At 73.7% G+C, this 20,713-nt stretch carries 18 protein-coding genes and 2 tRNA genes; 7 read left to right on the top strand and 13 right to left on the bottom strand.

Going from position 1 to position 20,713, the window contains the following annotated elements; genetic code table 11:
* Nucleotides 1-161: 161 nt before the first annotated feature.
* The 8 genes from def to ACSUPT_RS20165 form a co-directional block, all read right to left on the bottom strand.
* The gene (gene def / locus ACSUPT_RS20200; protein WP_351968187.1) at nt 162-812 is read right to left on the bottom strand and encodes a peptide deformylase; all 651 of its coding nucleotides are present in this window, start codon (nt 810-812) and stop codon (nt 162-164) included.
* 74 nt (nt 813-886) lie between these two features.
* The gene (locus ACSUPT_RS20195) at nt 887-1,867 is read right to left on the bottom strand and encodes a tetratricopeptide repeat protein (protein WP_351968186.1); all 981 of its coding nucleotides are present in this window, start codon (nt 1,865-1,867) and stop codon (nt 887-889) included.
* 97 nt (nt 1,868-1,964) lie between these two features.
* Nucleotides 1,965-3,197: an HD-GYP domain-containing protein gene (locus tag ACSUPT_RS20190; protein ID WP_436945174.1), complete on the bottom strand. Its 1,233-nt coding sequence runs from the start codon at nt 3,195-3,197 to the stop codon at nt 1,965-1,967.
* The gene (locus tag ACSUPT_RS20185; RefSeq protein ID WP_436945172.1) at nt 3,194-4,738 is read right to left on the bottom strand and encodes an HD-GYP domain-containing protein; all 1,545 of its coding nucleotides are present in this window, start codon (nt 4,736-4,738) and stop codon (nt 3,194-3,196) included. Before ACSUPT_RS20185 ends, ACSUPT_RS20190 begins: the two co-directional genes overlap by 4 nt.
* 206 nt (nt 4,739-4,944) lie before the next feature.
* Nucleotides 4,945-5,241 carry a mycothiol system anti-sigma-R factor gene (gene rsrA, locus ACSUPT_RS20180; protein WP_436945171.1) on the bottom strand — a complete coding sequence of 99 codons (297 nt, stop codon included), beginning with the start codon at nt 5,239-5,241 and terminating at the stop codon, nt 4,945-4,947.
* A complete protein-coding gene (locus ACSUPT_RS20175) occupies nt 5,238-5,894 on the bottom strand; it encodes a sigma-70 family RNA polymerase sigma factor (protein WP_351968206.1) in 657 nt (218 codons plus the stop codon). The genes rsrA and ACSUPT_RS20175 overlap by 4 nt, the downstream gene beginning before the upstream one ends.
* A 285-nt stretch (nt 5,895-6,179) precedes the next feature.
* Nucleotides 6,180-6,827: an alpha/beta hydrolase family protein gene (locus ACSUPT_RS20170; RefSeq protein ID WP_361656647.1), complete on the bottom strand. Its 648-nt coding sequence runs from the start codon at nt 6,825-6,827 to the stop codon at nt 6,180-6,182.
* Between the two features lie 119 nt (nt 6,828-6,946).
* Entirely contained in the window at nt 6,947-7,762 is an 816-nt protein-coding gene (locus ACSUPT_RS20165) for an SOS response-associated peptidase (protein WP_436945169.1), read from the bottom strand.
* A gap of 49 nt (nt 7,763-7,811) precedes the next feature.
* Here ACSUPT_RS20165 and ACSUPT_RS20160 point away from each other — a divergent pair, with 49 nt between their 5' ends.
* The 6 genes from ACSUPT_RS20160 to ACSUPT_RS20135 all read left to right on the top strand — a co-directional run bounded on the left by ACSUPT_RS20160 (nt 7,812) and on the right by ACSUPT_RS20135 (nt 12,846).
* The gene (locus tag ACSUPT_RS20160) at nt 7,812-8,516 is read left to right on the top strand and encodes a M50 family metallopeptidase (RefSeq protein WP_361656650.1); all 705 of its coding nucleotides are present in this window, start codon (nt 7,812-7,814) and stop codon (nt 8,514-8,516) included.
* A gap of 27 nt (nt 8,517-8,543) precedes the next feature.
* Nucleotides 8,544-9,890, top strand: coding sequence for a 3-phosphoshikimate 1-carboxyvinyltransferase (aroA, locus tag ACSUPT_RS20155; RefSeq protein WP_351968180.1), 1,347 nt, complete (start codon nt 8,544-8,546; stop codon nt 9,888-9,890).
* 5 nt (nt 9,891-9,895) lie between these two features.
* Nucleotides 9,896-10,906 (top strand): ribosome small subunit-dependent GTPase A, encoded by a 1,011-nt coding sequence (gene rsgA, locus ACSUPT_RS20150; protein ID WP_351968179.1) that lies wholly within the window; start codon nt 9,896-9,898, stop codon nt 10,904-10,906.
* Nucleotides 10,907-11,017: 111 nt separating this feature from the next.
* Entirely contained in the window at nt 11,018-11,341 is a 324-nt protein-coding gene (locus ACSUPT_RS20145; RefSeq protein WP_028963833.1) for a DMT family transporter, read from the top strand.
* A gap of 117 nt (nt 11,342-11,458) precedes the next feature.
* Nucleotides 11,459-12,259: a histidinol-phosphatase gene (hisN, locus tag ACSUPT_RS20140; RefSeq protein ID WP_351968178.1), complete on the top strand. Its 801-nt coding sequence runs from the start codon at nt 11,459-11,461 to the stop codon at nt 12,257-12,259.
* A gap of 179 nt (nt 12,260-12,438) precedes the next feature.
* A complete protein-coding gene (locus tag ACSUPT_RS20135; protein WP_351968177.1) occupies nt 12,439-12,846 on the top strand; it encodes a CBS domain-containing protein in 408 nt (135 codons plus the stop codon).
* Between the two features lie 128 nt (nt 12,847-12,974).
* On the opposite strand, the gene ACSUPT_RS20130 is transcribed toward ACSUPT_RS20135, so the two are convergent.
* On the bottom strand, nt 12,975-14,426 hold the full coding sequence (locus tag ACSUPT_RS20130) for a catalase (RefSeq protein ID WP_361656656.1): 1,452 nt from the start codon (nt 14,424-14,426) through the stop codon (nt 12,975-12,977).
* 144 nt (nt 14,427-14,570) lie between these two features.
* On the opposite strand from ACSUPT_RS20130, the gene ACSUPT_RS20125 reads away from it, so the two are divergent.
* Nucleotides 14,571-14,987: a Fur family transcriptional regulator gene (locus tag ACSUPT_RS20125; RefSeq protein ID WP_351965747.1), complete on the top strand. Its 417-nt coding sequence runs from the start codon at nt 14,571-14,573 to the stop codon at nt 14,985-14,987.
* Nucleotides 14,988-15,150: 163 nt separating this feature from the next.
* On the opposite strand, the gene ACSUPT_RS20120 is transcribed toward ACSUPT_RS20125, so the two are convergent.
* The 4 genes from ACSUPT_RS20120 to ACSUPT_RS20105 form a co-directional block, all read right to left on the bottom strand.
* Nucleotides 15,151-15,224: transfer RNA gene (locus ACSUPT_RS20120), tRNA-Met, on the bottom strand.
* A gap of 49 nt (nt 15,225-15,273) precedes the next feature.
* The gene (locus ACSUPT_RS20115; RefSeq protein ID WP_365728636.1) at nt 15,274-17,217 is read right to left on the bottom strand and encodes a tetratricopeptide repeat protein; all 1,944 of its coding nucleotides are present in this window, start codon (nt 17,215-17,217) and stop codon (nt 15,274-15,276) included.
* A gap of 209 nt (nt 17,218-17,426) precedes the next feature.
* Nucleotides 17,427-17,500 (bottom strand) — tRNA-Met (locus ACSUPT_RS20110).
* 137 nt (nt 17,501-17,637) lie between these two features.
* Nucleotides 17,638-20,646, bottom strand: a complete 3,009-nt coding sequence (locus ACSUPT_RS20105; protein WP_351965755.1) for a UPF0182 family membrane protein — start codon at nt 20,644-20,646, stop codon at nt 17,638-17,640.
* Nucleotides 20,647-20,713 lie beyond the last annotated feature (67 nt).

Genomic DNA, 20,713 nt, shown 5'->3' with positions numbered 1-20,713 from the left:
TGCTGGGGGAACGGTGTACGCCAGAGACTGGCGTGACGTTCAACGCGCGTCAACAGGCCGTGCGCCACCGCCATTTGTCCGCCCAATGACAATGCGGTGAAGAAACGCCGCCGGCCCCCGGGCACGGGGCGCGCCCGTGTCCGGAGGCCGGCGCGGAGGACCTACTCGTTCGGGACGACCGGGTAGCGCGGGGTGCCCTCGGCCATCTGGCGCAGGGCGTCCTTGCGGTCGCGCTTCGAGAGGCGGTCGATGTACAGGTAGCCGTACAGGTGGTCCGTCTCGTGCTGGAGGCAGCGGGCGAAGTAGCCCGTGCCGCGCACCTTGATCGGGTTGCCCTTCACGTCCTGGCCGCGCACGACCGCGTAGTCGGGGCGGGCCAGCGAGGCGTACGCGGTGGGGACGGACAGGCAGCCCTCGTTGGAGTCGTCCAGGACGCGCCGCTCCGGCGGCAGCTCCTCCAGGACCGGGTTGCAGACGACGCCGACGTGGCGCACGCCCTCGTCGTCCGGGCAGTCGTAGACGAAGACCTTCAGGTCGACGCCGATCTGGTTGGCGGCGAGGCCGACGCCCTCGGCGGTGCGCTGGCTGGCGAACATGTCGTCCACGAGGCGCGCCAGCTCGTCGTCGAACTCGGTGACGTCCTTGCACTCCTTGTGCAGCACGGGGTTGCCGACGACCGTGATCGGACGCGAGGTGCCGCGCTCGCGGTACGCCCGCTCGCGCTCCTCGCAGTTCTCCGTGTCGACGACGAAGCCCTCGTCGTCGACGGGGAGGGCGTCGTAGCCCTGCTGGTCGGTCTCCTGCTGCGCCATGTCCGGTTTCGCGCCTTCCCTTAAGTACCCGTTGCGATGTGCCCGTACAGCCTAAGGGCCCGGTGCGGCACGCCTCAGCAGACTTCCTCCAGATCCCGCCACTCCCGGCTGTCCGGGCTGTCGGCGACCCACCCGTCCAGCAGCCCACGTACGAGCCCGGCGGGCGCGGCGATCCCGCACTCCCGCTCCGGCACCCACAGGTCGCCCGCGGTGCGGTGGCCGAGCGGCCCGGGGTGGCCGGGCTCGCTGTGGTCGTGCGGGTCGAGGTGCTCGCCGTCGCCCTCGGCGCTCGGCATGCGCGACTCGGAGCACGTGCGGCACAGCAGCCGCACGGACGACGACCAGTCCTCGGCGGCGAACCCGGCGTCGGCGGCCAGCTGCTCCAGGGCGTCCCGGTCGGCCTCGGTCGCGGCCTCCAGGAGGACCACCCAGGTCGGCACGGGCGACGGCGCCCACAGCTCGATCTCGTCGAACACCGGGAAGCTGTGGCCCGAGGCGGTCGTGCGCTCGCCGTTGGGCACCCCGTCGTGGAGGACGACCTCGCCCCAGCGGCGCCCGGACGACGGCAGCGGGATGGACAGCACCTCGATGCGGGCCGGGTCGAGCCTGCGGCCCCACACGACCTCCGCCTCGCCCTCGGGCGACAGGCGTACGGCCGCGCTGCCCAGCTCCATGCCGACCGGCTCCCCGCCGGGCGCGTCACCCGCCGGGACCTTCAGCCCGTACGCCTGCCAGGCGCGGCGCGCGAGCGGCCAGTCCTGCAGGGCCGTCGCGGCGATGCCCACGTTCCACCAGTCGGGCGCCCCGGTCTCCTTGTCCAGCAGGGCGACCGCGCGCAGCCCCGCGGCGCGGGCCTGCTCCCAGTCGTGCCGGAACTTGTGCAGCAGCGCCAGATTGAACCAGGACTCCGAGAGCCAGGGCTCCAGATCGGCGGCGCGCGTCAGCAGCGCGCCCGCGTCCTCGTACCGCCCGTCCCCGATCAGCGTGAACGCGCGGTCGGTGGCCTGCCGCCACGAGGCGGAGGGCCGATGCCGTACCTTCCCGAAGATCCTCACGATTCCCGCCTGCCGGTCGCGATGAGGTCACTGCCCCCGGACACCTCTCGTTGGCATCCAACCATGCCCGGTCGCACGCCCGCTCATTACCCATGGGTTACCCCCGCACCGCCCCCGTGACGCCGCCGCGGGCGACGACCCTGGCGAGGGATTCCACCACCGCGGGGTCGTAGTCCCGGGCGGTCCCCAGGCGCAGGTGCTCCAGGGCGCGAGGCGCCCCCTGGGCGGTTTCCCCGGAGAGGTCGTCGTACGCGTTGGCGGCCCGGACGATCCGCGCGGCGAGCGGCTGCTCCCGGTACGGGTCGGCCTGCCGCTCCACCACGACGGCGACGGACCGGGCCACGCCGGTCCGCCGGACGACGGCGCCGCCGAGGAGGGCGATACGGCGCTGCCCGGCGGCCGGCAGCAGGGCCGTGGCGCCGCCGGGGAGCGGGTCGACGAGGGACAGCTGCCCGATGTCGTGCATGAGCGCCGCGTACTCCAGGACGGTCAGGTCCTCTCCCCCCAGGCCGAGGTCGCGGCCCACGGCGAGGCTGAGCGCGGCGACCCGGTGGGCGTGGCCCGGCCGGGTGTACCCGGCGACCTCGGTGGCCCTGGCGAGGGACGCGACGGTCTGCCGGAGGGTGCGGCGCACGGCGGCGTACCGGCGGAAGGCCGGCTGGGTGAGGAGCAGCGGGACGCACAGCACGGGCAGTGCCCACAGCCCGGCGGCGGCCACGGCGAGGGCCAGCACGGCGCCGGTCGCGCAGACCGCCGGGCCGACGCCGGGCACGCCGCGCGGCTCGTCGCCCCCGTCGCCGAGGAGCGGGTCGTAGGCGGCGGGGCCGCCGCCGGGCCCCCGGAGGCGGGCGCGCGCGAGGAGGGCGGCGAGCGCGGCGTCGCACAGGGCGGTGAGGGCCAGGACGAGCAGCAGGGCGGCGACGTGCCGGGGCCCGGTCACCTGGTGCAGGGGGTGGGCGCAGGCGGCGGCGAAGGCGACGGTGAGCACCCGGCGGGCGGCGTGGTCGGGGTCGGGGCCCCGGCCGCGCGCGATGTGCGGGACGGCCCCGGCGAGCGCGCCCGCGACGACGACGGCGACGACCTGCCACGGGTCCTGCCCGGCCGGTACGAGGGCGTAGCCGAGGGCGCCCGCGGCGGCGAGCGGCGCGGGTTCCCGGCCGGCGGGCGGCCCGTCGAGCGGGCGGGCGAGCACGCCGCCCGCCACGAGCAGCCCGAAGGCGAGGGCGGGGCCGGGCCGGTTCAGGCCGCCCGCGAGGGTGAGGGCGACGCTCCCGGTGGCGACCGCCCCGGCGCAGAGCCGTACGGCGGCGGCCGCGGGCTCCGCGCTCACCGCTCGCCCCCGGGGGACGGCCCCCGCGCGGCGCCGGGCGCGGGCACGGCGGTGGTGCGGGACGCGTGCCTCCGGTGGTGCCGGGCGCCGTCGCCCGCTTCGCCGTCGGGGGCGTCGGCCGGGATGCCGTCGGGGGCGTCGCGGGCGTCGGATGAGGCTCCGGAGGAGCCTTCGGCAGGGCAGAACGGGCATCCGGCGTGCCCGCCCGCGAGGTGCGCGGGCGCCGGGGCCGCGGCGGGCGCCGGCGGGGGCGCGGGCGCGCGGGAGGCGGCGGTGGCCTGCCGGCCGTGCCGGCCGAGGGCGGTGGCCAGCGCGTCGACCACCACCGGGTCGAACTGGCTGCCCGCGCAGCGGGCGAGCTCCGCGAGGGCGCTGGGCACCGGCCGGGCGCGGCTGTAGGTGCGGGTGGAGGTCATCGCGTCGAACGCGTCGGCCACGGCGACGACCCGCGCCAGTTCGGGGATCTCGGCGCCCCGGAGGCCGTAGGGGTAGCCCTTGCCGTCGAGGCGTTCGTGGTGGTGGAGGATCGCGGCGCGGGCCTCGCCGAGGAAGCCGATGCCGCGCACCACCTCGTGCCCGTACTCCGGGTGCAGTTCGACGATCCGCCGCTCGTCGGGGGTGAGCGGCCCGTCCTTGCGCAGGACGCGGGTGGGCACACCGATCTTCCCCACGTCGTGGAGGGTCCCGGCGAACCGGAGCACCTCCAGGCGCTCGTCGTCCATGCCGAGTTCGCGGCCGATGAGGACGCAGGCGCGGCCGACGCGCTCGCTGTGCCCGCGCGTGTACGCGTCCTTGAGGTCCACGGCCTGCACGAGGGCCCGGACCGTCGCCTGGTGGGCGGCGCGCTCCCGGTGGCACTGGGCGGACACCCAGCAGGTGACGTACATCGGCAGCAGCGCGAACAGCGCGGCGGGTCTGCCGTGGGGGCCCTGCCACAGCACGGCGGCCATCAGCCCGACGAGCCCCGGCACGGCGTGCGCGGCGAGCGACCGGCCGGCGAGGCCGCGCCACGCGGCGCGCGGCGGCACGCGCTCGGCCGTGGCGAGCACACCGCCGTCGAGGGCGGCGAGGACACCGCAGTACGTGACGACGGCCGCGCCCGCGGGGAGGAGGGCGTACGGCAGGTCGGGCGAGGGGCCGACGGCGGCGGGCCCGCCGAGGAGCTCCGCGCTCCGGGCGGCGGCCGCCGCGGCGAGGGCGAGCCGCGCGGCCCGCCACACGCGCCGGGGCGCGGCGGGCGTCCGGTCGCCGGCGTGCGAGAGCAGCGCGCCGGGCACGGCGGTGAGCGCGGCGGCGGACGGGGGGAGCAGCAGCGCGGCGGCGAGGAGGACCGGGAAGGCGCATCCGGCGGGGGCGCCGCCCGGCCCGGCGACGAGCCGGCCGGCGGCCCGGCCCTCGCCCAGCGCGTACAGCCCGGCCAGGAGGGCCACGGCGCCCCACGGGGTGGCGGCGGCCGGGGCGAACGCGGGGAGGGCGCACGCGGTGGCGCCCAGCGCGGCGCAGGCGATGTACGCGCGCGCCGCTCCCGGAATGCCCGCCACGACCCCTCCGCCTTCCGTTCGCCTCCTGTTCGCCCCGACCGAGCGCCTGTCGGGCAGGCTAACGAGCGGGTGCGCCGGGGGCGGCGGGACGGAACCGATTAGCACCTTCGGGTGAAAACACCGACGGAAAGGGGCGCCGCCGCGGTGTGTCCCGCGACGGCGCCCCGTCCTCGTGCTGTGTGTCGCGCGCGTACGCGCGCGTGCTGTTACTCCTGGGCGGCGGGGACGTCCGGGCCGGGGACGGCCTCCCCGGCGCGGATCATCTCGATCCGCCCCATGACCTTCGCGCGCAGGTCGCTCGGTACGTCGTCATGCCCGCAGCACCGCTTGACGAGCTTCTTCACGGCCTGTTCGAGCCCGTACTTCTCCAGGCAGGGCGAGCACTCCTCGAAGTGCGTCTCGAACTTGGTGCAGTCACTGTCGGGCATTTCGCGGTCGAGGAACTCGTAGAGGTGGTCCAGGACCTCCGAGCAGTCCGTCTCGTGCGGCTCTCCGCAGCTCATGAGCCCGAGCCTTTCCGATCGTTCGTGGACTCTCCGGCGCCCGCGGGAACCAGCCCGCGTTCGCGGGCGTAGTCCTCGAGCATGCCGCGCAGCTGGCGGCGCCCACGGTGGAGTCGCGACATCACCGTGCCGATGGGTGTACCCATGATGTCCGCGATCTCCTTGTAGGCAAACCCCTCGACATCGGCCAGATAGACGGCGATGCGGAACTCCTCCGGGATGGCCTGGAGGGCGGCCTTCACATCGGAGTCCGGGAGGTGGTCCAGCGCCTGCGACTCGGCCGACCGCAGGCCGGTCGACATGTGCGACTCGGCGCGGGCGAGCTGCCAGTCCTCGATCTCCTCGGCCGCGCTGCGCTGCGGCTCGCGCTGCTTCTTGCGGTACGAGTTGATGAAGGTGTTGGTGAGGATGCGGTACAGCCACGCCTTCAGGTTGGTGCCCTCGCGGAACTGGTGGAACGAGCCGTACGCCTTGGCGAACGTCTCCTGCACCAGGTCCTCGGCGTCCGCCGGATTGCGCGTCATGCGCAGGGCGGCCGAGTACATCTGGTCGAGGTAGCCGAGGGCGTCCCGTTCGAAGCGCGCGTTGCGCTCGTCGGTCGTCTCCTCGGGGCCTGCGTCGGCCCCCCTGTCGGTCCCAGTGACCGGACCCACCTCCTCAAGCGCCGCGGCGAGACCGAGTGCGGACCCGCTCGAATCGGAGAATAGTCGACGCTCCGCCGAGCTTCCCCTTCGATTCCTGTCGCCGGTCACCCGCGCGGAGCCGGTCGTGGGCCCGGACAGCACCGTCCAGTCCAGCTCAGTGGCGCGCGACCGGTTCGGGCAGATGGTCGAACCCATGCGACGGACTCCCTCTCCTGGCCTGATGTCGTTCACCGACGGTGGTCACAACAGCGGGGTCCCGTCCGGCATTCCCGCCCCGGACCGCGATCCGGCGCGCTACGCCGAAAGGCTCACGAGCCACGCGGCGACGGCGTCGGTGAGGGTCCGCAGGGCGTCCTCCTGCGTGGTGGGCGCGCGCTTGGGCACGGCGAAGGAGTGGTCGGCGGACGGCACCTCCACCACCCGGTGGCCGCCGCGCGGGAACTCGGCCGGCTTGCCGAAGGAGTCGTTGCCGCCCTGGACGACCAGGGTGGGCAGGCCGCTGCCGAGGAGCTCGTCGGCGCGGGACTTCTCGGGCCTGCCCGGCGGGTGCAGCGGGAACGCCAGGGCGAGCACGGCGTGCGCCTCCAGCTCCCGGGCAGTGCGGCAGGCGACGCGCGCCCCGGCGCTGCGCCCGCCGGCGACCACGGGCAGGCCGGGCGCGCGCAGGGCGGGCCACACGTCGCGCCAGGCCGCGTCGAGGGTCTTCGGGGCGGGTGCGAGCTTCTTGCCGGCGACCCGCCAGGGCTGCTCGACGAGGGCGACGGTGGCCCCGGCGGCCTTCGGCAGGCGCGCGGCCAGGGCCTGGAGGTCGCGGGCCTCGACGCCGCCGCCGGCGCCGTGGCCGAGGGCGACGGTGAACCGGGCGGCGGGCCCGGCGGCGTACCAGGTGATCCGGGCGTCGCCGGACCCGGTGGGGACGGTCTCGGTCGTGGTCTTGGTCACCGGGCCATCTTCCCGCGCCCCGCGCCGCCGGCCGGGCAGCCCCGGCCCGGTACGCGCTACGCCGGGCAGCCCCGGCCCGGTACGCGCCCAACCGGGCGGTGCGCGGTACGGCGGGCCGGTCAGAAGAGGGTGCTCTCCTCCGGGGCGTCGAGCTCGGTGAGCAGCTCGGGCCCGTTGTTGCGGACGTTGCTGACGGCGGTGGAGACCGGGTACGCGCGCATCAGGCCGCCGGGCGGCGGCGCGAGCAGCGCCCGCAGCTCGTCCACGTCGGTGCGGGCCGGGTCCAGCCAGGCGTCCCAGCGGTCCCCGGTGAGCATCAGCGGCATGCGGGGGTGGATGTCGGCCAGCGAGCGGGGGCCCTCGGCGGGCGCGACACCGAGGGGCTCGCGCTCGGCCTCGGTGGTGATCACCGAGCAGGTGGCCCACCAGGCCCCGGGGTGGTCGGGCGGCAGCGTCGGGTCGCGCCAGAACTCGTACAGCCCGGCCATCGCGAAGACGGAGCCGTCGGCGGGGGTGACGAAGTACGGCTGCTTGCGGGGCCGCTTCTTCCTGCCCTCCACCTCCAGGCGCCGCTCGTCGTCGCCGGTGACCCACTCGTAGTAGCCGTCGGCGGGGAGGATGCAGCGGCGGGAGGCGAAGGCCCGGCGGAAGGCCGGCTTCTCGTGGACGGTCTCGGCCCGCGCGTTGATCATCCGGGCGGCACCCTCGGGGGTCTTCGCCCAGGACGGCACGAGGCCCCACTTCAGGGCCCGCAGCTGGCGAACCGGACGGGGCGTGGCGGCGTCCTTCAGGGGACGGTCGAGTACCGCGTACACCTCTTTGGTCGGGGCGATGTTCCAGTCGGGCTCCAGAGCCTCCTCGGGCTCCCACTTCTCTATGCCGAAGATCCCGGCGAGGTCCTCGGGCTTTCGACTGGCCGCGTAACGTCCGCACATACTGCCCACCCTGCCATGTCCCCGAGCCGTACCAGGAGCCCTTCGCCAGATGGCCACCACGAAGATCCTCAACGATGTCCTGGGCACCCAGCCCGCGCCCGCGCTGTGGCTGGTGGTCGCGACCGCCGTGGCGGCGCTGCTGGTGACGGTGCCGGGGGCGCTGTGGCGGACGGCGCGGAACGCGGTGACCATCGCCCACGAGGGCGGCCACGGCCTGGTGGCGCTGCTCACCGGGCGGCGGCTGGAGGGGATCCGGCTGCACTCGGACACCAGCGGGCTCACCGTGAGCCGGGGCAGGCCGACCGGGTTCGGCATGATCCTGACGGCCGCCGCCGGGTACACCGCGCCCTCGCTGCTGGGCCTGGGCGGGGCGTGGCTGCTGGCGGCGGACCGGATCACGCTGCTGCTGTGGGTGGCGACGGCGCTGCTGATCGCGATGCTGGTGATGGTCCGCAACGCGTACGGAGTGCTGACGGTCGTGGTGACGGGCGGGGCGTTCCTGCTCGTGTCGTGGCTGACGGAGCCGGAGGTGCAGGCGGCGTTCGCGTACGCGGCGGTGTGGTTCCTGCTCCTGGGCGGGGTGCGGCCGGTGTTCGAGCTCCAGGCGAAGCGGCGGCGGGGCGAGGCGGCGGACTCGGACGCGGACCAGCTGGCCCGGCTGACGCACGCCCCGGCGGCGGTGTGGGTGTTCCTCTTCCACGCCGTGTCGCTGTCCTCGCTGATCGGCGGTGGCCGTTGGCTGCTCGGTCTGTGACCTGCCCGGCCCACTAAAGTGAAGGGCATGACCGATACCCCCGCGCACCTCGACCTCTGGCCCGCCCCGTACGCGAGCGGCGCGGTCGACGCGACCGTTTCCGTGCCCGGTTCCAAGTCGGTCACGAACCGCGCCCTGGTACTGGCCGCCCTCGCCTCCGAGCCCGGCTGGCTGCGCCGGCCGCTGCGGTCGCGGGACACGCTGCTGATGGCGGACGCGCTGCGCGCGCTGGGCGTCGGCATCGAGGAGACGGTGTCGTCCAGCTCGACCGCGGCGGGCGCCCCGGACGGGCGCGGCGAGGCGTGGCGGGTCATCCCGGCGGGGCTGCACGGCCCGGCGTCGGTGGACGTGGGCAACGCGGGCACGGTCATGCGGTTCCTGCCCCCGGTGGCGGCGCTGGCGGACGGCCCGGTCCGCTTCGACGGCGACGCCCGTTCGTACGAGCGTCCGCTGCACGGGGTGATCGACGCGCTGCGGGTGCTGGGCGCCCGGATCGACGACGGCGGGCGGGGCGCGCTGCCGATGACCGTGCACGGCGGGGGCGCGCTGGACGGCGGCAAGGTCGACATCGACGCCTCGTCGTCCTCGCAGTTCGTCAGCGCCCTGCTGCTGTCGGCGCCGCGCTTCAACCAGGGCGTGGAGGTGCGGCACACCGGCCCCCGGCTGCCGTCGATGCCGCACATCCGGATGACCGTGGACATGCTGCGCGCGGTGGGCGCCCAGGTGGACGAGCCGGAGACGGGCGGCGAGCCGAACGTGTGGCGGGTGTCCCCTTCGGCGCTGCTGGGACGCGACCTGGTGATCGAGCCGGACCTGTCGAACGCGCAGCCGTTCCTGGCGGCGGCGCTGGTGACGGGCGGCCGGGTGACGATCCCCGACTGGCCGTCGCGCACGACCCAGCCGGGGGACGCGCTGCGGGAGATCTTCACCGAGATGGGTGGTTCCTGCGAGCTGACGGACGCCGGTCTCACCTTCACCGGATCGGGTCGCGTGCACGGTATCGATGTGGACCTCGGCGAGGTGGGAGAGCTGACCCCGGGCATCGCGGCCGTCGCGGCGCTGGCGGACTCCCCGTCGACCCTGCGCGGGGTGGCGCATCTGCGCCTGCACGAGACGGACCGGCTCGCGGCGCTCACCAAGGAGATCAACGGCCTGGGCGGCGATGTGACGGAGACCGAGGACGGCCTGCGCATCCGCCCGCGCCCGCTGCGCGGCGGCGTCTTCCACACGTACGACGACCACCGGATGGCGACGGCCGGCGCGCTGCTGGGCCTCGCCGTCGAGGGCGTCCGCGTCGAGAACGTGGCGACGACCGCCAAGACCCTGCCCGACTTCCCCCAGATGTGGACCGAGATGCTCGCGATCGAGGCCTGAACGACATGCGCCGCTACGGCAAGAACGCCGACGAGGACGACGTACGCGTCCGTCCCAACCGGAAGGGGAACCGCCCCCGCACCAGCATCCGCCCCAAGCACGAGGACGCCGCCGAGGGCATGGTCCTGACCGTGGACCGGGGCCGGATCACCTGCCTGGTCGAGGACCGCACGGTCATGGCCATGAAGGCGCGGGAGCTGGGCCGCAAGGCGGCGGTGGTCGGCGACCGGGTCTCCCTCGTCGGCGACCTGTCGGGGAAGAAGGACACGCTGGCGCGGATCGTGCGGATCGGGGAGCGCGCGTCGGTGCTGCGCCGCACGGCCGACGACGACGACCCGTACGAGCGGGTGGTCGTGGCCAACGCCGACCAGCTGGCCATCGTGACGGCCCTCGCCGACCCGGAGCCCCGGCCGCGCCTCATCGACCGGTGCCTGGTGGCGGCGTTCGACGGCGGCCTGGAGCCGCTGCTGGTGCTGACCAAGTCGGACCTGGCCCCGCCGTCGACGCTGCTGGAGCTGTACGGCGCGCTGGACATCCCGTACGTCGTGGTGAACCGCGACGAGCTGTACGACGGGGGCGCGGCCGACCGGGTGCGGGAGCATCTGGCGGGGCGCACCACGGCGTTCGTGGGCCACTCGGGCGTGGGCAAGACGACGCTGGTCAACGCCCTGGTCCCGGAGGAGCGGCGCCGGTCGACGGGCCATGTGAACGCGGTGACGGGACGGGGCCGGCACACGACGACGTCGGCGCTGGCGCTGCCGCTGGAGGGCGCCGACGGCTGGGTGATCGACACGCCGGGCGTGCGGTCGTTCGGGCTGAACCACGTGGACCCGTCGCGGGTCATCCACGCGTTCCCGGACCTGGAGCCGGGCACGGAGGGCTGTCCGCGCGCGTGCAGCCACGACGAGCCGGACTGCGCGCTGGACGCGTGGGTCGAGGCGGGGCACGCGGACAAGGCGCGGCTCTACTCGCTGCGGCGGCTGCTGGCCACGCGGGAGCGACGCGAAGGCGACTGATTCGTCCGGTTTTGCCAGGCTTGAGGAAGGTACGGGCATAATCGCACCGAGCGCGGCGCGCAGGGGCGGCCCGGTCACCTGCCGGTGGCGATGGCGTGGGAGGCACGGACGATGGCGTGGCTGTTGGTGGTGGTCGCCGGCCTTCTGGAGACGGGGTTCGCGGTCTGTCTGAAGCTGTCGCACGGCTTCACGCGGCTGTGGCCGACGGTGGCCTTCGCGGCGTTCGCGCTGGGGAGCTTCGGGCTGCTGACCCTGTCGCTGCGCAAGCTCGACATCGGACCGGCGTACGCGGTGTGGACGGGGATCGGCGCGGCGGGCACGGCGATCTACGGGATGGTCTTCCTGGGCGACCTGGTCTCCACGCTGAAGATCGTCTCGATCACGTTGGTGATCGTGGGCGTGATCGGGCTCCAGTTGTCGGGCTCCTCGCACTGAGCCACCGCGGCGCCGCCGCACCCGGCCGCCACCGGGCGGCGGCGCCCGGGCCGTGGCGCCCGTCGGGCGGCCGCTCGCCCGCACCGGGCCCGGTGGCTCGGGGATAGAGTCGACCGCATGGCCGATTACCACGATGACCTGCGCCTCGCCCATGTACTCGCGGACGCCGCCGACGCCGCCACGATGGACCGGTTCCGCGCCCTGGACCTCAAGGTCGAGACGAAGCCCGACATGACGCCGGTCAGCGAGGCCGACCGCGCCGCCGAGGAGCTGATCCGCGGCCACCTCCAGCGCGCCCGGCCGCGCGACGCGATCCTCGGCGAGGAGTACGGCGTGGAGGGCACCGGCCCGCGCCGCTGGGTGATCGACCCGATCGACGGCACCAAGAACTACGTGCGGGGCGTGCCCGTGTGGGCGACGCTGATCGCGCTGATGGAGGCCGGCGAGGGCGGCTACCAGCCGGTGGTCGGCGTCGTGTCGGCCCCCGCGCTGGGGCGCCGCTGGTGGGCGGCGAAGGGCCTGGGCGCGTACACCGGGCGGAGCCTGGCGTCGGCGAGCCGCATCGGGGTGTCGAAGGTGGCGGAGCTGTCGGACGCCTCGTTCGCGTACTCGTCGCTGACCGGCTGGGAGGAGCGGGGCCGCCTGGACGGCTTCCTGGACCTGTCCCGGGCGTGCTGGCGCACCCGCGCGTACGGCGACTTCTGGCCGTACATGATGGTCGCCGAGGGGTCGGTGGACATCTGCGCCGAGCCCGAGCTGTCGCTGTGGGACATGGCGGCGACGGCCATCGTGGTCCAGGAGGCGGGCGGCACGTTCACCGGGCTCGACGGCCGCGAGGGCCCGCACAGCGGCGACGCGGCGGCGTCCAACGGGCTGCTCCACGACCAGCTGCTGGGCTACCTCGGCGGGCGCGGCTGAGCCCCGGCGGGAGAGCGGGCCGCGCGTACGGGAGGCGGGCCCCGTCAAGGAAGCGCCCGAGCGGACCACCCGCGCGGCCCCTTGCCGGGGTCCCGTCCCGCTGCCACTCTGAGACTCCCCCCGCTTGTGCGCTTGTGAACGGCTTCTCGAAGTGCGTTCACCAAGGAGGTGGCTCCCCCATGCTCGTCCGCGACGCCATGAGCTCCCTGGTCCTCACCATCGGCCCCGCCCATACGCTGCGGCAGGCGGCGACGCTGATGTCGGCGCGCCGCGTCGGCTCCGCCGTCGTCCTCGACCCCGACGCGCACCACCTCGGCATCCTCACCGAGCGCGACATCCTCAACTCCCTGGGCGCCGGGCAGGACCCGGACCTGGAGACCGCCGGGGCCCACACGACCACGGACGTGGTGTTCGCGGCGCCCGACTGGACGCTGGAGGAGGCCGCCGAGGCGATGGCCCACGGCGGCTTCCGGCATCTGATCGTCCTCGACGGGCGCGGCCCGGTCGGGGTGGTGTCCGTACGGGACGTCCTGCGCTGCTGGGCCCCGGCCCGGCGGCGGGCGGCCGCGGTCCCGGCGACGGGCTGAGCCCCGCCGCCCGCCGGCCCGCGCGGCGGCGGCGGTCTTGTGCGGCGGCTGCCGCGGGAACAACGCCGGAGGGCCGGCTCCCCCACAGGGAGCCGGCCCTCGGCCCAACGACAAGCGGTCCAGTGCTGTCAGCCGCGCAGGGCCTGGACCGCGGCCTCCAGCCGCTTGCCGAAGTCTCCGTCGGCCTGACGGAAGTTGTTGATCGCGCGGTCGACGATGTCCTCGCGCGACACCTGGGAGATCGAGCCGGCCAGGTTCTCGATCAGGCGGTTCTTCTCGTCCTCCGTCATCAGCCGGTAGAGGTTGCCGGCCTGGACGAAGTCGTTGTCCTCGGCGTGGACGGGCGCCGCGTGGTCGCCGGTCACCCCGGTCACCGGGACCGGCTGCCACAGCGGGCGGTCGGTCTGGTGCGGGCCGCCGAAGCTGTTGGGCTCGTAGTTCTTGGCGCCCTTGTGGCGGCCGTCGTACAGGTAGCCGTCCCGGCTGTGGGTGCGCGCCTCGGTGGCGTGCGGGCGGTTCACCGGCAGGTGGTCGGCGTTGATGCCGACGCGGTAGCGGTGGGCGTCGCCGTACGCGAAGAGGCGGCCCTGGAGCATCTTGTCGGGCGAGGGGCCGATGCCGGGCACGAAGTGCGCCGGGGAGAAGATCGACTGCTCGACCTCGGCGAAGATGTTCTCCGGGTTCCGGTTGAGCTCCAGCTTGCCGAACCACTGGACCGGGTAGTCCGCGTGCGGCCACACCTTGGTGAGGTCGAACGGGTTGAAGCGGTACGTCGCCGCCTCGGCGGCCGGCATGATCTGCACGCCCACCGTCCACGTCGGGTACTCGCCGCGCTCGATCGCCTGGCGCAAGTCGCGCTGGTGGGAGTCCGGGTCCTCACCGGCGAGCTTGTTGGCCTCGGCCTGCGTGAGGTTCTTGATGCCCTGGTCGGTCTTGAAGTGGTACTTGACCCAGAAGACCTCGCCGGCCTCGTTGTTCCACTGGAAGGTGTGGGAGCCGAAGCCGTCCATGTGGCGGTAGCTGGCCGGGATCCCCCGGTCGCCGAACAGCCAGGTCACCTGGTGCGTGGACTCCGGCGACAGGCTCCAGAAGTCCCAGACGTTGTCCGCCTCCTGCGAGCCCGTGTACGGGTCGCGCTTCTGGGTGTGGATGAAGTCGGGGAACTTGATGGCGTCCTTGATGAAGAAGACCGGGGTGTTGTTCCCGACGAGGTCGTAGTTGCCCTCCTCGGTGTAGAACTTCACCGCGAAGCCGCGCGGGTCGCGCACCGCGTCCGCCGCGCCGAGGTTGCCCGCGACGGTCGAGAAGCGCAAGAAGACCTCGGTCTCCTTGCCGATCTCGGAGAGGAAGGCGGCCCGCGTGTACGGGGTCACGTCGGCGGTCACGGTGAACGTGCCGTAGGCGCCCGCCCCGCGCGCGTGGACGACCCGCTCCGGGATGCGCTCGCGGTTGAAGTGCGCGAGCTTCTCCAGCAGGAGCTGGTCCTGGACCAGAACCGGGCCGCCGATGCCCGCGGTCTCGCTGTTCTGGTTGTCGGCGACCGGCGCCCCGGCCTCCGTGGTGAGCGGTCCCTGCGTCACGTGCGCCTCCTGCGTAGCGGCAACAAATCCTGTCCCTTGGCCAAAGCCGTTCTCGATCCTACAATGGACATTGTCTAAGTCAAGCCCGCATCCAAAGCCACACCCGTTCGGGACTGGAGTCCCCCGCCTGTTAGGCTGAAACGCATGAGTGACCTGTTGGAACGCCTGCGCGGCCGCGGCTGGCGGATGACCGCGCAGCGCCGCGTCGTGGCAGAGGTCCTGGACGGAGACCATGTCCACCTGACCGCCGACGAGGTCCACGCGCGCGCGGCCGAGCGACTGCCCGAGATCTCCCGCGCGACCGTGTACAACACGCTCGGCGAGCTGGTCAGCCTGGGCGAGATCCTCGAGGTGTCCACGGACCGCCGCGCCAAGCGGTACGACCCGAACGCCCACCGGCCGCACCACCACCTGGTGTGCGGCCGCTGCGGCGCGATCCGCGACGTCCACCCGACGGGCAACCCCCTGTCGGACCTGCCGGACTCGGAGCGCTTCGGCTTCACGATCTCCGATGTGGAGGTCACGTACCGCGGCCTCTGCCCGGACTGCGCGGGCGCCTGACCGCGATGTGACAAAAAGCCCCCGGCCGCCGCCCCGGCGCCGGGGGCTTTCGCACGCGCGCCACCGGCCACGGCTCCGGCGGCGGGAACAGGCGGACCGGGGCGAAACGGGCGGGGAACACACCGAAGGCCGGATCTCGATGAGATCCGGCCTTCGGTTTCAGTAGCGGGGACAGGATTTGAACCTGCGACCTCTGGGTTATGAGCCCAGCGAGCTACCGAGCTGCTCCACCCCGCGTCGGTGAACACCACCTTACGGGACGCCGTGGACCAGCGCAAATTCCCCACTACGCGGTCAGCTCCTGGTGCAGCGCCTCGCTCAGCCGGGCGGCCCGCTCGGCGACCTCCGCCGGGCCGAGCTCCACGGCGCGGGCGCACCAGCGCCGCCCCTCGGCCAGCTCACCGCGCCGGGCGGCCAGCAGCGCCAGGCGCAGCGCGGCCCGCCCGTGCCCGGCCCGTGCGGCGCGGCTCCACCACAGGGCGGCCTCCCGCTCGTTGCCGTCGCGGGCGAGCAGCAGGCCCAGGTTGAACGCGCCGTTGCGGCTGCCCGCCTCGGCGGCCTCCCGGTACCAGCGCGCGGCCTCGGCCACGTCGCCCCGCGCGGCGGCGAGCATGCCGACCCGCACCTGGGCGCGGCGGTGGCCCTGCTCGGCGGCGCGCTCGTACCACTCCTCGCACTCGGTCTTCGGCAGCTGCGGCTGCCCGAGCGTGTGCGGCTCGGGTGGCGGCTGGCGCGCGTCGAGGACGGTGGCCAGCCGGAAGGCCGCCTCCGCGCTGCCGCTGGACGCCGCGCACCGCAGGTGGCGCTCGGCCTCCTGCTCGTCGCCGTCGCGGAGCCGGGCCATGCCGACCTGGAGGGCGGCCTCCGTGTGTCCGGCCGCGGCGGCCCGCTCGTACCAGCTCAGGGCGGTGCGGTCGTCGTCGCGGCCCGCGTAGAGGATGCCGAGGTTGAACGCGGCGTCGACGCTGCCCGCCTCGGCGGCCTTGGAGAACCAGGGCTCCGCCCCGTGCGGGTCGCCCGCCTGGAGCAGGAGGATCGCCAGGGCGTTGGCCGCCTCGCGGTGGCCGGCGTACGCGGCGCGGCGGTACCACTGCTCGGCCTGGGCGGTGCGGCCCTGCGCGGCGAACAGCAGGCCCAGGTTGTAGGCGCCGTTGACGTCCCCGGCGTCGGTCGCGGCCCGGTACCAGCGCTCGGCGGTCTGGTACTCGCCGCGCGCGGCGTGCAGGGCGCCGAGCGCGTTGGCGGCGTTGCCGTCGCCGTCCTGGGCGGCGCGCAGCCACCACACGGCGGCGCTCTCCTCGTCGCCCGCGTCGCGCAGCAGGAAGCCGAGGGCACAGGCGGCGCGCGGCTCGCCGTCCTTGGCGGCCATCAGGTACCAGCGGCCGGCCTCCTTGACCTCGCCGCGCTTCTCCAGGATGGCGCCCAGGTGGAGGGCGGCCCGGCGGTGGCCGCGCGCGGCGGCCTGCCGGTACCACTGCTCGACGCTGTCGTCCGTGTCGTCGCCGTCGCCCGCGGCGTCCGGCGGCGGGGCGTCGCCGGTGATGGCGACCCCGGTGAGGGTGTCCACCGGCTCCTTCCTGGCGGAGCGGCGCTCCAGGGCGCGGGCGAGGCGGTACGCGGCCTCGCGGTGGCCCTGCTCGGCGGCGACCCGCAGCCAGCGCTCGGCGCCGCTGTCGCCCCGGTGCTCCATCAGGTCGGCGAGGGCGTACGCGCCCAGGGCGTGGCCCTGTTCGGCGGACTGGCGCAGCCAGTACTCGGCGGCCGGCTCGTCGCCGCGCTCGCGGTGGTGGCGGCCCAGCGCGTGGGCGGCGGCGGCCGATCCCGCGACGGCGGCGACCCGCCACCAGCCGGCGGCCTCGTCGGGGTAGCCCCGCTGGTGCAGGAGGACGCCCAGGTTGTTGGCGGCGGCCCGGTCGCCGGCCGCTGTGGCGGCACGCAGATAGGGCTCGGCGCCGTCCAGGTCGCCGCGGCGCAGCAGCATGGCGCCGAGGACGCTCATCGACGCGGTGTCCCCGTCGTCGGCCGCGCTGCGGTGCCGCGCTTCGGTCTCGACGGTGTCGGCGGCGGCCTCCGCGAAGTCCATCGCGGCGTCCATCGCGGCGGCGTTCCATCCCCCCGTGGTGTCCGGTGCGGCGTCGGCGTGGTCGATCGCCTCCGCGGCCCCTCCGGCGTGCTGTCGCTCGAACCGCCCAGTCTCCAACAGCGTCGCCCTGTCCCCCATGCATTCCATCGTTGCACCACCCGCAACCCGCGTACACCTGGTATACCGCAGCCAGTGAGGTCACTTCAGCGTTTTGTCGACATGCCCACAGAGAGACAAGTCAAACACGTCGCGCGTCAACTCCGCGCCCCGGACACGACTTTGGGACCGTGGGCGGACGGCCCGGCACATGACCAGGGCCCGGATCTCCATGAAGGAGATCCGGGCCCTGGTTTCAGTAGCGGGGACAGGATTTGAACCTGCGACCTCTGGGTTATGAGCCCAGCGAGCTACCGAGCTGCTCCACCCCGCGCCGTTGTGTTGTCCACTGTATCACGGTGCGGGAGGAGCTCCGCGGCCCCCCGTCGGGATGACCCTCGCGGGGGTGACCCCGGCCGGGGCGACCCTCGTACGGGTGACCCCGGCGGGGATCCGCGGGCGGTCGGCCGGTCAGCCCGTGCCGCCCCCGGCGGCCGGCGCGGACGGTGTCGGCGCCGGCTTCTGGTCCGGGGCGGGCGTCTGGCCCGCGGCCGGTGTCCGGCCGGGCGCCGGTGTGCCGCCCGGAGCGGGCGTCTGGGCCGGCGCCTTGCGCTCGGCGTCGGCCTCGGCGGCCCGCTGGAGCGCCTTCGCGAGCTCCGCCTGCGCCTTGCCGTACGCCTCCCAGTCGCCCTTCTTCAGCGCCGCCTCACCGTCGTCGAACGCCTTCTGGGCGTCCGCGATGGCCTGCTTGAGCGCCGCCTCGCCGGTGACCGGGGGCCTCGGCTGCTGCGGAGTGTCCGACGGCGGGGTCGTGGGCGTCTCGCCCTCCACGCCGAACACCGCGTTGAGCGCCTCCGCGAGGCTGTTCTCGAACCGCGTCGTGTCCTTCGTGGCGTCGCCCTCGGGCTTGCTCGCGTCGATGTACGACACGGCGACCTTCTTCAGCAGCGGGTAGAGCGCGCTGCGGCCCTGGGCGTAGACCGGTTCCACGTACAGGAAGCCGCCGTCCATCGGCACGGTGAGCAGATTGCCGTACTCGATCTCCGAGTCGGCGCCCTTCATGTCGCGGACGAACGTCGCCACGTCCGGGAGGCTGTTGAGCTTGCTCTGCACCTGGGCGGGCCCCGGCACCTCGGAGGTGACCCTCAGCAGCCTTATGCGGCCGTAGTCTTTGCTGGTCGCGTCGGCGTCGACGGCCATGAACGCCCCCAGGTTGGGGCGCCCGTTGGGCGTGAACGTCGTCGTCAGCGAGAACCGCTGCTGGGTGTCCCCGGGCATCTTCATGCTCAGGTAGTACGGCGGGACCGCGTTGCCGTCCTTCTTCGTCGGGTCCGCGGGCACCTGCCACGCGTCGGAGCCGCTGTAGAACTGGGCGGCGTCGCGCACGTGGTAGCGGGTCAGCAGCTCGCGCTGGACCTTGAACATGTCCTGCGGGTAGCGCAGGTGGGACTTCAGCTCGTCGCTGATGGCGCTCTTGGGCTCGACCGTGCCGGGGAACGCCTTCATCCAGGTCTTGAGGACCGGGTCCTTGGTGTCCCACTGGTACAGCTTCACCGTGCCGTCGTACGCGTCGACGGTGGCCTTCACCGAGTTGCGGATGTAGTTGACCTGGTTCTGCTGGGCGACGACCGTGCGGGTCTGGTTGCCGGCGGTCAGCGAGTCCGCGGTGCTGTCACCGAGGGTGGTGCGGGAGGCGTACGGGTAGCCGTTCGTCGTGGTGTAGGCGTCGACGATCCACTGGATGCGGCCGCCCACGACCGCCGGGTAGGCGTCGCCGTCGATGGTCAGCCACGGGGCGACCGCCTCGACGCGCTGCTTCGGCGTGCGGTTGTAGAGGATCCGCGAACCGTCGCCGATGGCCCCCGAGTACAGGATCTGCGGCTCGCTGAACGCCACGGCGTACGCGGCGCGGTTGAAGGCGTTGGACAGGCTCACGCCGCTGTCGCCGCGGTAGCTGGTGGTCCGCTCGCCGTTCGCCTCGTAGTCGAGCTCCTTCTGCGGGCCGCCGACGATCGAGTACTGCTCGGTCTTCTCGCCGTAGTAGATCCGCTGCTCGTACTTGGGCATCTGGCCGGTGGTCGGCAGGCCGCTCTCGGTGAAGATCGGGGCGCCCGTCGAGTCCGTCGCCGTGCCCGTGGCCATGATCGCGCCGAAGCCGTGGGTGTAGGTGAAGTGGTCGTTGATCCAGTTCCGCTTCGGGATGCCCTTGATGTTCAGCTCGCGCAGGCCGATGACGGTGTCCTTGCCCTGGTACCGGTCGACGTCGAGCGTGACGGGGAACTGGTAGTACTTCCGCTTCTGCTCCAGCTGCTGGAACGTGGGCGACACGATGTTCGGGTCCACGAGCCGGTAGCTGGCCGCCGCGTCGGAGTCCTTGCGCAGCTGGTCCTTCGACTTGACGGTCGCCTTGCCCGAGTAGTTCTCCGGGACGGTCCCGTCGATGGCGTACGCCTTGCGCGTGGCCTCGATGTTCTTCTTGATGTACGGCGCTTCCTTGGCCTGCTCGTTCGGCTGGACCTGGAACTTCTGCACGATCGCCGGGTACAGCCCGCCGATCAGGATCGCCGAGAGGACCATCAGGCCGAAGCCGATCACCGGCAGCTGCCAGGTGCGGCGCCACAGCGTCGCGAAGAACAGCAGCGCGCAGATGACCGCGATGCAGAAGAGGATCGTCTTCGCCGGCAGATAGGCGTTGGCGTCGACGAACCGCAGGCCCGTCCAGTTGCCCGCCGCCTTGAAGTCGCTGGACTTCACCGCGAGGCCGTACCGGTCGAGCCAGTACGCGATCGCCTTCAGCGACACGAACACGCCGAGCAGCACCGACAGGTGGCCGGTGGCCGCGGCCGTGGCGCGCGCGCCCGGGCTGGTGATCCGCAGCCCGCCGTACAGGTAGTGGGTGAGCGCCGCCGCGATCAGCGACAGCACCGTGGCCGCGAAGCCGAAGCCGAGGAGGAAGCGGTACCAGGGCAGGTCGAACGCGTAGAACGAGACGTCCATCCCGAACTGCGGGTCCTTCTCGCCGAAGGCGACCCCGTTGATCCACATCAGCCAGGTGCGCCACTGCCCCGAGGCGGACGCCCCGGCGATCAGGCCGACCAGCGCCGTGATCGCGAGGAGCACCCACTTCTTGTACGGGGCCACGCCCATGCGGTACCGGTCGAGGCTCTGCTGCTCCAGCGACATCGCGCTCAGCGGGGGGCGCAGCCGGTGGGCGAGCCAGATGTTCAGCCCGACGGCCAGGCCCATCAGCAGACCGAAGACGGCGAACATGCCGACCTTGGTCCACAGCGTGGTGGTGAACACCGACGAGTACTCGACGGACCTGTACCAGAGCCAGTCCGTCCAGAACCCGGCGAACATGACGAAGAGCATGGCCAGGACGGCCAGCACCCCCAGCGTCATGAGCAGGGTGCGGGCCCGCCGGGACGGCCGGCCGACTCTGATCCGTGGCCCGGTCGGGCCTCCGCCGCGGTCCGGCATCTGGAAAGCCAACGTGCGCCCCTCGAGTTCGGAAACGTGTGTGCTGCCTGTGTGGTGCGGTGGCCCC

This window comes from Streptomyces sp. SudanB25_2051, assembly GCF_964272635.1.
Taxonomy (GTDB): Bacteria; Actinomycetota; Actinomycetes; order Streptomycetales; family Streptomycetaceae; genus Streptomyces.
The sequence above is the reverse complement of the archived record's forward strand: the minus strand, read 5'-3'. Positions and strand labels throughout refer to the sequence as shown.

Bases quoted from the DNA above. Each gene is read 5' to 3' on its own strand.
- rsrA (WP_436945171.1), bottom strand. From the start codon at position 5,241: ATGAGCTGCGGAGAGCCGCACGAGACGGACTGCTCGGAGGTCCTGGAC.
- ACSUPT_RS20125 (WP_351965747.1), top strand. From the start codon at position 14,571: ATGAGTGACCTGTTGGAACGCCTGCGCGGCCGCGGCTGGCGGATGACC.
- aroA (WP_351968180.1), top strand. From the start codon at position 8,544: ATGACCGATACCCCCGCGCACCTCGACCTCTGGCCCGCCCCGTACGCG.
- ACSUPT_RS20165 (WP_436945169.1), bottom strand. From the start codon at position 7,762: ATGTGCGGACGTTACGCGGCCAGTCGAAAGCCCGAGGACCTCGCCGGG.
- hisN (WP_351968178.1), top strand. From the start codon at position 11,459: ATGGCCGATTACCACGATGACCTGCGCCTCGCCCATGTACTCGCGGAC.
- ACSUPT_RS20160 (WP_361656650.1), top strand. From the start codon at position 7,812: ATGGCCACCACGAAGATCCTCAACGATGTCCTGGGCACCCAGCCCGCG.
- ACSUPT_RS20145 (WP_028963833.1), top strand. From the start codon at position 11,018: ATGGCGTGGCTGTTGGTGGTGGTCGCCGGCCTTCTGGAGACGGGGTTC.
- ACSUPT_RS20105 (WP_351965755.1), bottom strand. From the start codon at position 20,646: ATGCCGGACCGCGGCGGAGGCCCGACCGGGCCACGGATCAGAGTCGGC.
- def (WP_351968187.1), bottom strand. From the start codon at position 812: ATGGCGCAGCAGGAGACCGACCAGCAGGGCTACGACGCCCTCCCCGTC.
- rsgA (WP_351968179.1), top strand. From the start codon at position 9,896: ATGCGCCGCTACGGCAAGAACGCCGACGAGGACGACGTACGCGTCCGT.
- ACSUPT_RS20135 (WP_351968177.1), top strand. From the start codon at position 12,439: ATGCTCGTCCGCGACGCCATGAGCTCCCTGGTCCTCACCATCGGCCCC.
- ACSUPT_RS20115 (WP_365728636.1), bottom strand. From the start codon at position 17,217: ATGGAATGCATGGGGGACAGGGCGACGCTGTTGGAGACTGGGCGGTTC.